General features: G+C 62.3%; 11 protein-coding genes. 9 read left to right on the top strand and 2 right to left on the bottom strand.

The features are described from left to right. Positions 1-42: 42 nt before the first annotated feature. Positions 43-1,326, bottom strand: coding sequence for an EAL domain-containing protein (locus tag P9A17_RS25215; protein WP_278041487.1), 1,284 nt, complete (start codon positions 1,324-1,326; stop codon positions 43-45). A 316-nt stretch (positions 1,327-1,642) separates the two neighbouring features. Here P9A17_RS25215 and P9A17_RS25210 point away from each other — a divergent pair, with 316 nt between their 5' ends. The 4 genes from P9A17_RS25210 (at position 1,643) to P9A17_RS25195 (ending at position 6,243) form a co-directional block, all read left to right on the top strand. Then, positions 1,643-2,428, top strand: coding sequence for a GntR family transcriptional regulator (locus P9A17_RS25210; RefSeq protein WP_278041486.1), 786 nt, complete (start codon positions 1,643-1,645; stop codon positions 2,426-2,428). Between the two features lie 170 nt (positions 2,429-2,598). Continuing rightward, positions 2,599-3,375, top strand: a complete 777-nt coding sequence (locus P9A17_RS25205) for an SDR family oxidoreductase (protein ID WP_278041485.1) — start codon at positions 2,599-2,601, stop codon at positions 3,373-3,375. Between the two features lie 25 nt (positions 3,376-3,400). Further along, positions 3,401-4,870: an aldehyde dehydrogenase family protein gene (locus P9A17_RS25200; RefSeq protein ID WP_278041753.1), complete on the top strand. Its 1,470-nt coding sequence runs from the start codon at positions 3,401-3,403 to the stop codon at positions 4,868-4,870. Positions 4,871-4,887: 17 nt separating this feature from the next. Further along, positions 4,888-6,243, top strand: coding sequence for an NAD(P)-binding domain-containing protein (locus P9A17_RS25195; protein ID WP_278041752.1), 1,356 nt, complete (start codon positions 4,888-4,890; stop codon positions 6,241-6,243). A 10-nt stretch (positions 6,244-6,253) separates the two neighbouring features. Here P9A17_RS25195 and P9A17_RS25190 read toward each other — a convergent pair whose 3' ends face one another. Beyond that, positions 6,254-7,030, bottom strand: coding sequence for a glucose 1-dehydrogenase (locus tag P9A17_RS25190; protein WP_278041484.1), 777 nt, complete (start codon positions 7,028-7,030; stop codon positions 6,254-6,256). Between the two features lie 105 nt (positions 7,031-7,135). On the opposite strand from P9A17_RS25190, the gene P9A17_RS25185 reads away from it, so the two are divergent. The 5 genes from P9A17_RS25185 (at position 7,136) to P9A17_RS25165 (ending at position 11,909) form a co-directional block, all read left to right on the top strand. Then, positions 7,136-8,200 (top strand): dihydrodipicolinate reductase, encoded by a 1,065-nt coding sequence (locus P9A17_RS25185; RefSeq protein WP_278041751.1) that lies wholly within the window; start codon positions 7,136-7,138, stop codon positions 8,198-8,200. Then, complete coding sequence (locus P9A17_RS25180; protein WP_278041483.1) at positions 8,193-9,308, top strand: ABC transporter substrate-binding protein; 1,116 nt, start codon at positions 8,193-8,195, stop codon at positions 9,306-9,308. Before P9A17_RS25185 ends, P9A17_RS25180 begins: the two co-directional genes overlap by 8 nt. 47 nt (positions 9,309-9,355) lie before the next feature. Beyond that, complete coding sequence (locus P9A17_RS25175) at positions 9,356-10,366, top strand: dihydrodipicolinate synthase (protein WP_278041482.1); 1,011 nt, start codon at positions 9,356-9,358, stop codon at positions 10,364-10,366. Beyond that, a complete protein-coding gene (locus tag P9A17_RS25170; protein WP_278041481.1) occupies positions 10,363-10,917 on the top strand; it encodes a hypothetical protein in 555 nt (184 codons plus the stop codon). The genes P9A17_RS25175 and P9A17_RS25170 overlap by 4 nt, the downstream gene beginning before the upstream one ends. Positions 10,918-11,045: 128 nt before the next feature. After that, the gene (locus P9A17_RS25165; RefSeq protein ID WP_278041750.1) at positions 11,046-11,909 is read left to right on the top strand and encodes an enoyl-CoA hydratase; all 864 of its coding nucleotides are present in this window, start codon (positions 11,046-11,048) and stop codon (positions 11,907-11,909) included. Positions 11,910-11,917: the final 8 nt, after the last annotated feature.

Here is an 11,917-nt window from a genome sequence, read left to right as displayed (position 1 = left end):
GCGGCAGCGTCACCGGAATGAGAAGGGGCGCAGTACCTACCGTCAGGCGAACGACAGAGATTCCAGCGGGCAGGGTCTGCCGAGAAAGTAACCCTGCCCATGGTTGATGCCGAGACTGCGGAGTGCGTCGAGCTGTCGGGCGTTCTCGACAGCTTCGGCGATGACCCGAGCATTCCACTCGCTCGCGAGCTGTACGATCGCCGCCATCATTGCTCGCTTGACGGGGTCTGCTTCAGAGCCGGCGGTCAAACCGCCATCAATCTTGATGATGTCCGGGCGCAGTCGGGCCAGCTGATCCAGGCTGGCAAAGCCCGCCCCGGCATCGTCGATCGCTATCTTCACATCGCTGTCGCGCAGTGCCTTCAAACCCTCGTTGAGGTCGTCGGGGAAGGGCTCGTGCTCGGTCAGCTCAATGATCACCGGGCGGGGTGAATCGCCGAGGAGCCTCAGTGACACAGGGTTCATCGCAATTGTCGGACTGAGGTTGACCGCAACAAGTACCTCCCGCGGAATATGTTGTGCTGCAGTCAGAACAACCTGCATTGCCATCAGTTCAAGGCTCGCGTCGCGGCCGAGTTCCCGCGCGGTGTCGAACCACTGCCCTACATCGAGATCGGCGTCCCTTGGGAACCTGGTTAAGCCCTCGAACGCCCACGTCTGTCGTGTTTGGAGATCGACGATAGGCTGAAAGACCGCCCGCAGGTTGGACTGGTCCGACAGGAGCGCGTCGAGCCTGCGATGCATCCGGCTTTTGGCAGCCCGGTTGGGCGTGAGCACCGACGAAAGGAAGCGGCCACCGGCCGGGGACGGGTGACCTGTCGGTTCGGAGGAGGGGCCGCCGTCCAGATGGTTGAACATGTCGGGGCGAGAGCCGAGCAGAGCCGAAAGGAAACGCCCTGTGGATGCCGCACCGGCAATGTCGACTTCAGTGAAGGCATGCGGGTCGGAGGCGACCACCGACAGCGTCCCGAGTTCTATGCCGCGGTGATGCAGGGGTACCACGACCCAAGAGCGAATGTTCAGCACAGCGGCAACATTCCGCATCTGTGGCGGTACCCGCTGGTCGCAAGAGACGTCGTGGCAGGCGTGCGGGCGGCGCGCTTCGAGGGCTGCAGCGTGAAACGTCCCGGTCGGAGGTACCACCAAACCGAGTAACGGCTCAACTAGGCCGTGGGTGGATACGAAGGCGAAGCCGCGGGACGGTGTGTAGAGGCTCACTGTAGCGCCCTGGGCTTTCGGCGTGAAGACACATGTCTGCTGGGCGAGCCCTCTGATCAGCGAACCGGGGTCCACGGATGCCGACAGCGCGGCGATCACGTTCTCCATAGAGGTTCCTTCCACACCGGGCCGCGATGTCGAGGCTTCCGTCACGAACGGTCGCCTGGCCAGCAATGCCCCGTTTCACCCGGCTGCCGTAATTTGGCAGCGAGCGAAAATTGAAACCTGTTGCTAGCGGCTCACTAACGAGATCACTCGTGCGAACTATTGCAGAAGGAGCAAACATCCGCAGTGATTGCTGCGAAATATCAGACCTTTTCTCGAGCCGTGCGCGGAGTTGGCCCCTCGCGCTGTACACCGACCAAAGGGGGAAACACTATAGAATTAACCGCTGATCGGCTCTTGAGGATAAGGATGTGCGCAGGTGGCCAAGACGGTTCGTATTCCGCGGGAGACGCAGGCCGCCGGCGGGGCAACACCCTCCCGAGAGAAGCCCAAACAGGTCGCCGATGAGCTTCGCCGCGACATCCTTGACGGTGAACTCGCCGAGGGGGAGTCGCTGGGCACCGAGGCCGAGTTGGTGGAGCGGTTCGGAGTCTCACGCCCGACATTGCGTGAAGCCCTGCGCATTCTCGAAGCCGAAGGCCTTATCTCCATCCTTCGAGGCGTCCTCGGCGGGGTAGCCGTGCATCGGCCTGACCGCCGGATGACGGCAAAAGCTGCTGCGCTCGTATTGCGAGCCCGAAGCGTCGACCTCGCCGATGTATTCGAAGCGAGCACAATCATCGAACCTGCCGCCGCACGTGCCGTTGCGGCATCGCGTGGACGCGGACGCGTCGCCAAGCAACTTCGCGACATCATCGCCCAGGAAAAGCGCGAGGTCGGCGACGCCGTCGGATTCACGAACGCGCAAGTCGCATTCCACGAGGCGATCGTCGATGCGGCTGGGAACCGCACACTCACCCTCGTGTCGGAGATGTTGAACGAGGTGATCGGTCGCGCCATCGAAGATGTGCTCACTCAGTCGCGCCTTCAAGACGTCAACGCACGGCGCAGCGCCATTCGTGCGCACGAGGGCCTCGTTCAGTTGATCGAGGCAGGCGAAGGCGATGCGGCACAGGCGCACTGGAACACCCACATGGCTCGGCTACGTCGATCGTTGCTTGGCGAACGTGGCTCGGCTGTCGTGGAATTGACGCCGCATCTCTGACGCCTCACGGGCCACGCCGCATCGCACAACAAATATCTAGAGGTATTTGGTAGACCCTCGGGATGCCCTGAGGTAGGTTGACCTCACTCGAAATATCAGATGTTTCTGTGCTGTACGCACGATGAGTGGGAGTCTGTGGTCAGTTGGATCAGCACTTGGGCAGCACAGTAGTGGCGAATAAACGGCAGCGCGTCGTGGTGGTGGGCGGATCCAGCGGACTCGGCCGCAGTATCGGCGTCGGACTGGCCCAACGCGGCGCCCACGTGGCATTTCTCGCGCGCCGGCGAGACAGACTCGACCGCGCCGCCGCAGAAGCCGGCCACGGAGCAGTCGCCATCACCTGTGACGTCACAAATGAGGAATCCTGTCGCGCCGCGATCGCGCGCAGCGCCGAAGTGCTGGGCGGAATCGATGCACTGATCTACTCGACCGCCGTGTTCCTACTCGCACCATTAGAGGAAGTCGGCGAGGCGGATTGGTCGCGGCTGATGAGCACGAACGTGATCGGAGCCGCGCTTGTCACCAACGCCGCTCTTCCCCATCTTCGGCATAGCGGTGGGGCAGCGGTGTATCTGTCATCGGTGAGCGCGTCGCTCACACCCCCGTGGCCGATGGCAGGTGCATATGTCACAAGCAAGGCGGCCCTCGACAAACTGGTTGATGCGTGGCGCGCAGAGCACCCCGACGTCGGGTTCACACGTATGACCGTCGGGGACTCGCTAGGGGGAGAGGGGGATTCGCGCAGCGGACTGCCGGGTCTGCTGGACCCCGAAGTGCTTGCGCAGGCGTCCACGCAGTGGATGTCGCTGGGTTATATGAACGGCAATCTTGTCGAGGTCGACGACGTCATCAACACCGTCGAAGCGGTCTTGACCTGTAGTAACGCCGGCACTTTCCCGTCCCTGACACTTGCGCCGAGAGCAACGCCTCGCGCCCTTCGACAGTGAGGAATCTCGAATGCACGAAGCACGGATGCTGATCGACGGCAAACTCGTCGACGGCGAAACAGGTGCGCGATTCGACAATGTGAACCCAGCGACCGAGGAGGTGCTCGGCTCAGTTTCCGACGGCACTAGCGCCGATATGCATCGAGCGGTCGCCGCAGCACGGGCTGCCTTCGACGGCACCCCGTGGGCCACCGACCCCAAAGCGCGTCAACGCGGTCTGTTGCAGTTGCAGGCAGCGCTGGAAGAGGAGCGTGAGGAACTCCGTGCCGAACTCGTCGCCGAGGTCGGTTGCCCGGTGCTCACCACCTACGGTCCGCAACTGGACGTACCGATGCAAGAGGCGCTGCGCTGGCCTGCCGCGATGATCGACGACTTCCCGTGGTCGCGGCCCCTCGAGGACAAAGACCCGTTCGGAACAGGCCTCGTTGCAGCGCGCGAGGTGTGGAAAGAGCCGATTGGCGTCGTCGGTGTGATCGTGCCGTGGAACTTTCCGCTCGAGATCACTCTGAACAAGCTGGGTCCCATCCTGGCAATGGGGAACACCTGCGTGTTGAAACCGGCCCCGGACACCCCGTGGAACGCGACGCGAATCGGACGCCTGATCGCGGAATCGACCGACATCCCTCCAGGTGTGGTCAATGTGGTGACCTCTTCTGATCATCTTGTCGGCGAGGTGCTTTCGACCTCCCCTGATGTGGACATGGTGGCGTTCACCGGCTCGACCGTGACCGGCCGGCGGGTGATGGCCGCGGCGTCGGAGTCGCTGAAACCGACATTCTTGGAGTTGGGCGGCAAATCGGTCAACTTGATTCTCGATGATGTCGAGGACTTCGAGCGCGCGGTGGCCGGAGCCGCGTCGATTGTCTGCATGCACGCGGGTCAGGGGTGTGCGATGCCCACCCGGCTGATGATCCCGAATTCCCGGTACGGCGAGGCGGTCGAGGTCGCGAAGTCGGCGTTGGAGGCGACAAAGTATGGCGACCCCACCGATCCCAACGTGTTCCAGGGGCCACTGGTATCGGCGAAGCAGCGCGAGCGCGTGTTGGGATATATCGCCACAGGGGTGAGTGAGGGTGCGCGGATTGTTACCGGTGGCGGAGTGCCGAAGCATCTTGATCGTGGGTTCTTCGTTGAACCAACACTTTTCGCCGACGTGGACAACCGGATGGTCATCGCCCAGGAAGAGATCTTCGGACCGGTGCTCGTGATCGTCGGATATGACGATGACGATGACGCCGTCCGTATCGCGAACGACTCGATCTACGGGTTGTCAGGGATGATCACTGCCGGTGACGTCGACAGGGCCAAGGCAGTCGCCAGGCGAATCCGTACCGGCACGCTCGGTATCAATGGGGCGCTGTTCGTCGGGGCGGACGCCCCATTCGGCGGCTACAAGCAGTCCGGTATCGGTCGGCAATGCGGTCTCGAAGGGCTGGAGATCTTCACCGAGACAAAGACGGTCGCATGGCCCGGCGCCGTGTCCTCGAACAGCTGACGCGCGGAGGAGCTCAGATGATCAAAGGTATCCCGCGCACCGCAATAATCGGCGCCGGCATCAGCGGGTTGACGGCCGGGAAGATGCTCAAGGATTACGGCGTGCCGTACACCACCTTCGAGACCTCGGATCGTATCGGGGGGAACTGGGCCTTCGGCAACCCCAATGGTCACAGCAGTGCTTACCGTTCGTTGCACATCGACACTTCCAGACAGCGGTTGTGCTTCAAGGATTTCCCTATGCCGGAGCACTATCCGGCGTTCCCGCACCATTCGGATATCAAGGACTATCTGGACGCCTACGTGGAGGCGTTCGGACTGCTTGAACACATCGAGTTCCAGAACGGCGTGGTGCGAGCGACCCGGCAAGCTGCCGGCGGCTGGACGGTCGACGATCAAGCCGGAGACACCCGCGAGTTCGACCTGCTCGTCGTCGCCAACGGACACCACTGGGATCCTCGGTATCCGGAGTTCCCTGGCGAATTCGCCGGCGAGACGATGCATTCCCATCATTACATCGACCCGCAGACGCCATTGTCGTTGTCCGGCAAGCGCATTCTGGTCGTGGGCCTTGGTAACAGTGCCGCCGACATCACTGTCGAGTTGTCGTCGAGGACGTTAGAGAACGCCGTCACGCTATCGACCCGGTCCAGCGCGTGGATCGTGCCCAAATACATCGCTGGCCGTCCCGGCGACACGCTGTGGCGGACCACACCGCGCCTGCCGCTGTCCTGGCAGCGCAAAGCGATGCAGCTGGTTGCTCCGATCATGACGGGCAAGCCCACCATGTACGGACTGCCCGAACCCAACCACAAACTGTTCGAAGCACACCCCACCCAATCGGTGGAACTGCCGCTGCGACTGGGTTCTGGCGATGTGACACCGAAGCCCAACGTCGCCAGGCTGGACGGCTCCACGGTGCACTTCGTCGACGGCACCAGTGGCCAATTCGACGTCATCATCTATGCCACCGGATACAACATCACCTTCCCGTTCTTCGACCCTGAGTTCCTCAGCGCTCCGGGCAATCATCTGCCGCTCTACAAACGCATGTTCAAGCCTGGGTTCGACGACCTGGTCTTCATTGGCTTCGCGCAGTCGGTGCCGACGCTGTTCCCCTTCGTCGAGTGCCAGTCCCGGCTTCTTGCGGCGTATGCGATCGGTCGCTATGCGCTGCCGACCATCGCAGAGATGGAGCGGATCATCGTGGCGGATCAGCAGCTCTACACCGGGCACTGCCAAGGAAGCGCCAGGCACACCCAGCAGGTCGACTTCTTCCACTACGAACACGACATGCGTACCCGTGAGTTGCCTGCAGGGTTCACACGTGCCGCCCAGACGAACTCCGCGGCCGCGTCGGCCGGTGTCGGCTGAGCTGAACTCCTTACTTGCGCATACCGCCGCTGACCGTCAGGTCATCTCCGGTGACGTAGGAGGAAGCATCACTGGCCAGGTACAGGGCGGGTCCGACGATCTCTGCCACGTCGGCGACGCGATTCTGCACATTCGTCGCAGCCATCATCGCCAGTGCACCGGGCTGAGCGCCCTCGGCCGCAGCCATCATTTCGGTAAGGAACGGGCCCGGACTCAGGATATTCACGCGGACATTCCAGGGGGCGAACTCCTGGGCCATGGTCGCCGTGAGATGGCGAAGCGCAGCCTTCGACGCGCCGTATGCCGCGGATTGAAGTATCGACCCGTACCCGCTCATCGAACCGATGTTGATGATGCTGCCCCCGCCTCCGTCCCGCATCACCGGCGCGACACACTGGCTGGTGCGCAATGGACCCTCGAGATTGACCGAGAAGATCTTCTGCCACAGTTCTTTCGAAACATCAGCCGCATACTGTGCTGCCGGATTGATCCCTGCGTTGTTGACCAGCACATCGATCCGGCCCATCCGCTCGACAACCTGCTCAACCATCGCGGGTATGGACTCCCAATCGCCAACGTGGCAGGCGACACCCGCCACATCCCTTCCGGTGGCCGCTGCGATCTCTGCCGCGACCTGTTGGCACGACTCGGCCTTGCGGCTGCTGACGACCACGTTGGCCCCGGCTCGTGCGAATCCTTCTGCCATCGCCTTCCCGAGGCCCCGGGTGGAGCCTGTCACGAGGGCGACTTTGCCCGTGAGGTCGAACAGTTCACCAGGATTCGTCAACGGCGGTCCCTTCCATCGGATGCGGCGTCACAGGACGGGCGCGCGATGAGCTAGCCTATACCTCTAGATGTATGTGATGTCACGCATTCGACTTGAGAGTTGGAGATGGCGACGATGAGCGATTTGCCAGCCAGGGTGGTGCAGTGGGCCACTGGTACCACTGGTCGACTGGCGCTGCGCGCGATCATCGATTCGCCTGCCTATCAGCTGGTTGGCGTTCGGGTCTACGACCCGGACAAGATCGGAGTCGACGCTGGGGAGATCGCCGGGACGGCCGCCACAGGTGTGACCGCGACTGATTCGATCGAGGCAATCCTGGCATTGGACGCCGACGCAGTCCTCTACATGGGCGCGGTGGAACGCTATCCGGACGAATGCATCGGGGATGTCGCGACGCTCCTGCGGTCGGGAATCGACGTCATCGCCACTGGTAGTTCGTTCATCGATGTGCACGCCTTCGCGCCGGAATGGGGCGCGCGCCTTGATGAGGCGTGTGCTCACGGTGGGTCTTCATTTCTCGGGCTCGGGCTGTTTCCCGGCTTCTGGGGCGAATCGGTGGCCCCCGTGCTGGCGCGGCTTTCGGCACGCTGCGGGCATCTGGCAGTCCGCGAGTCTCTTTGTTACGCAGGGTATCCCAGCGCAAGTCTCATCTTTGATGTCATGGGCTACGGGCATGATCCTGAGTCAAGGGCGGCACTGTTGAGTGATCCGAGCCGTGCTGGAGCTGCATTTCTGGGCACAGCGTCGGTGTTGGCCAAGGCGCTGGGGGCGCAAGTTCACAGTCTTGAACCGTTCCGGGAGACCGTGACGACTGACGCCGAGCTCAAGGTCGCAGCGGGCGTCATACCGGCGGGGACCGTCGCAGCGATGAAGCTGGGCGTGCGAGCCGTATGTGATGACTTCACGATCTCTGTCGAGCACGTCACGTGGATGGCCGACGATGTAGCTCCAGAGTGGTCCGGTAGTGAGGGCTATGAGATCGAATTCGATGGGGCTCCGAGTCTGCGATGCAACCTCGTCCTCGGCATTGCCGGCGAGGATCACACCGAAATGGGTTGTCTAGCAACGGCGATGCATGCCGTGCACGCCGTCCCGCTGGCTCTGGCGGCGCCCCCTGGAGTGCTCGATCTCGCCGACGTACAACACGACTGGAAGGTAGCCCATGGCTGACGTAACGCCTGCCCGAATCGGATTGCTGATCGACTATCTGGATGCCGACGGCGGGTACGACGAGAACATCCTGCCGAGCCTTCAGCTTGTCGCCGACCAATTTGTCGACAACGGCATTCTGGAGCGTCCCGTCGAATTCGTGGTTCGAGCCGTTCAAGGGCTGCCCAACGGGTCGTTCCGCGCGGTCCGCGATGCGTTCGATGAACTCGTCGCAGAAGATGCCCTAGTCGTGTTCGGGCCGTGGGTGTCCGAGAACGGCGTCGCGCTCCGCCCTCACGTGGAAACGCTCGCAGAAGTGCCGATCATCACGATGGGGGCATCGGAGAGCATGCTCGGCGAATGGGTCTTCGGACTACCGGCCGGCTCCATGGAAGAGGAGCCGATCATCATGGCCACAGTGGCGGCTCTGGACGGATGCCGCACGGTCGGCGTCGCTTTCGAAGATTCACTGATCGGACGTGAGTACCTACGCACGACGCGGGTCGCCTGTTACGACACAGGCATCAGTATCGTCGCCGAAGTCGCGATACCGCAGGTGGAATCGGAAAAGGTTGCGGCGATGTCGACGCTGGCGGCGAGCAAACCCGACGGCATCATGCACGTGGGGTTCGGGCTGGGAATCATCGGGATGAACGCCGCACTCGGAACGCTCGATTGGATGCCACCTCGCTACACCACAACGGCTTTCGAGTTCGCGGCAACAAGCGATTGGTGGCGGGGCCAGTTCGCCGGCTGGATCGGGCTTGATCAGTACGATGAACGCAATCAGACCTGCCGGCGATTCCTCGACGCGTTTGAGGCCCGCCACGGCCGGCGACCCGAGTACTTCTTCCCCCCGTACTGCTACGACGTGGGCAGGCTCATGCTGACCGCGCTGGCCACAGCGCGCCCGCTCACCGGAGCCGGCGTCAAAGAGGCGCTCGAGAAGGTCAAGATGATGCCGGCGGCCACGGGCGCTCCGGGCACCCGCTTGCGTTTCGGCAAGTACATTCGGCACGGCTGGATGGGCAGCGAATTCCTCGTTGCGCGGCGCGTGCTGCCCGACGCCAGCAGAAGCGAGCTCTACGCCACCATCGAGGGTCTCATCGACCCGAGGCCCGCCTCGTGACTATCCGGGTGATCCAATGGGCCACCGGACCCGTCGGATTGGCGCAGTTGCGGGAGGTCATCGACAACCCTAAATTCGACCTGGTCGGTGTCTTGGTCTACTCGGACAAGAAAGCCGGCGTCGATGCAGGCGTCTTTGTGGACCGTCCGGCGACAGGTGTCTTGGCCACGACCGACAAGCGCGCGATCTTCGCACTCGACGCTGACCTCGTATTGCATGCCGCGAGCAAGGCCGGCACCGTCGACACCAACGTGGACGACATCGTGGCGCTGCTGTCTGCAGGAAAAACGGTGATCACGACAACGTCGTACAACCACCTCCCGAGCTATGGCCGCGAAACCGGCGAGCGGATCGCCGCTGCGTGTCGTGCGGGCAGTTCCCGGTTCTTTGCGGCGGGAGAACATCCGGGGTATGTGTTCGAACGCTTGGCAACGTCGGTGACCGCGCTATCGCAACGTGTCGACTGCATCACCGTCCAGGAATTCGTGGACTGTTCTGGTATTTCCGAAACGGGCATGCTCATCGACCTGATGGGGATGGGTAAGCGGCCCGAGGAGATCACCGTCGATTCGCCGATGTTCAGGGCCGTTTCACGGCAATACGAACAGGCCCTCGGCGGCGCCGCAGATGTATTGGACTGTCATATCGACCGAATCGAACCGACGATCGAAACCGCCGTGGTTCCTCGCGATGTGCTATTGCGTTGCGCGACAATAAAAGCCGGTACCGTCGTCGGACAGAAGTTGTGCTGGACGGCGTATCGGCGAGATAAGGCTGTACTGGTCGCTGAGGAGTACTGGTCGGTGACCAGCGATATCCCGCAATGGGATGTGCAAGTTGCCGGACAGTTCCTTGTCCGTGTCATCGTGGCCGGCGTGCCGTCGATGACCCTCGACCTCCAGATCAGCAATGGACCGGTGGCGGGACTGCCCAGAGTCTCCGAAGGCCAACTCGCCGTAGCTATGACCGCGATTCGCGCCATCGACGATGTGATGGGATCCGCCCCCGGCAAGGTAGTTACACCGCATATCTTCGGCACCTACGAATGGGACCAATGACGAGTAAGGAGAGATCTATTCGACCGGGTGAATGGCCGTCACGGTACTGCGCCACCGCCATCGGGACAGATCCTGCAAGGATCGTCGAGCATATCGGTGGTTGGCTTTATGACCACATGAAGCAAGGATGGAATACGTCTGTTGCCGCGCCGGTGTCACGACGATCCACTGCTTTGCGCATTCTCGGCGTCGATACCGTAGATACCAGTGCCCTCCTGAGTGGCTACGACGCCACAGCTGCCAACGCCATCGCGGTGGACGCCGGGCTCTACGGTTCCGATTCAGTGATTGGTGCCTTCGTGGATCGGGCTGCACGCGGACGGTTCAATTCGATCGCCCTCTGGGGAGACTGCGGCATATCGTCGACTTGCACAATCGGATTCAGCTCGGGTTCGCACCGCCTCAGCGACGCGGCGCGCCGCTTCAAGGCCCATGCCTACCTTGCGCTCGACCCGGAACTAAGCCATCCAGTGGCTCCCGTCGAGGAATTTCAATGCACCCGACGCCAGGCGCCGCTCACCATCATCTCTGATCCGGCGCGCAACGCCTGATGCCGCTGCGGCAGTGCTCAGGCGCCGCTCTTGGCGGCCGCGTTCGCCATCCCTGGAAGCGTCGGTAACGATGGGTGTAGAGTTCCGATAACCTTTAGATGTTTTGCTATCGGAGTTACGAGGTGGAATTGTCTGACAATGGTGAGCGACGGCAGATCACAGTCGATGACACGGCGCCAGTTCTGTACGAGCTGCGTGACTCCGGCGTCGCGGTCGTCACATTGAACCGTCCCGACCGGATGAACGCCTGGAGCGGAGGGCTGTCTTCGGCTCTGTATGCGCGCCTCGATGAAGCCGAGTCTGATCCCGCAGTCCGTGTTGTCGTGCTCACCGGACGGGGTCGGGCCTTCTGCGCCGGCGCCGACATGGGCGATCTCGACTCGATCGGAAATGCCACCACTTCCGGCGACGCCGATATGAGCAAGCTCGTCGGCGAGCGCTACCCGAGCTTCGTTACCACGATGAGTAAGCCGGTCATCGCGGCGATCAACGGATCGTGCGCGGGTATAGGCCTGGTCCAAGCGCTCATGTGTGACGTGCGGTTCGCGGCGGCGGGCGCAAAGATGACGACAGCGTTCGCGCGGCGTGGTCTCACCGCAGAGTACGGGGTGTCCTGGATCCTTCCACGACTGATCGGTTGGAATCATGCGCTCGATCTGATGCTGTCCGGACGGACTTTCTACGCCGAAGAGGCCGCACAGCTGGGCATGATCAAGGAAGTCGTCGCGCCCGAGGATCTTATGTCGAGGACTTTGGAGTACGCCGACGAGATGGCACTGCACTGCGCTCCTACCTCGTTGGCCGTCATCAAACACCAGATGTACGGCGATGCTCTCCGCGACATCAACGAAACGAGTTCGCGCGCAGAGAATTTCATGCACGCGTCGATGCTCCGGCCCGACTTCATCGAAGGCATCACGGCGTTCTTCGAGAAACGACGCCCACAGTTTCCGTCGCTCGTGGATGCAGGCGCTGGTCTGCGCAACCCCTGAAATTGGAA

The organism is Mycobacterium sp. 236(2023), from assembly GCF_029623955.1.
Taxonomy (GTDB): Bacteria; Actinomycetota; Actinomycetes; order Mycobacteriales; family Mycobacteriaceae; genus Mycobacterium.
The sequence above is the reverse complement of the archived record's forward strand: the minus strand, read 5'-3'. Positions and strand labels throughout refer to the sequence as shown.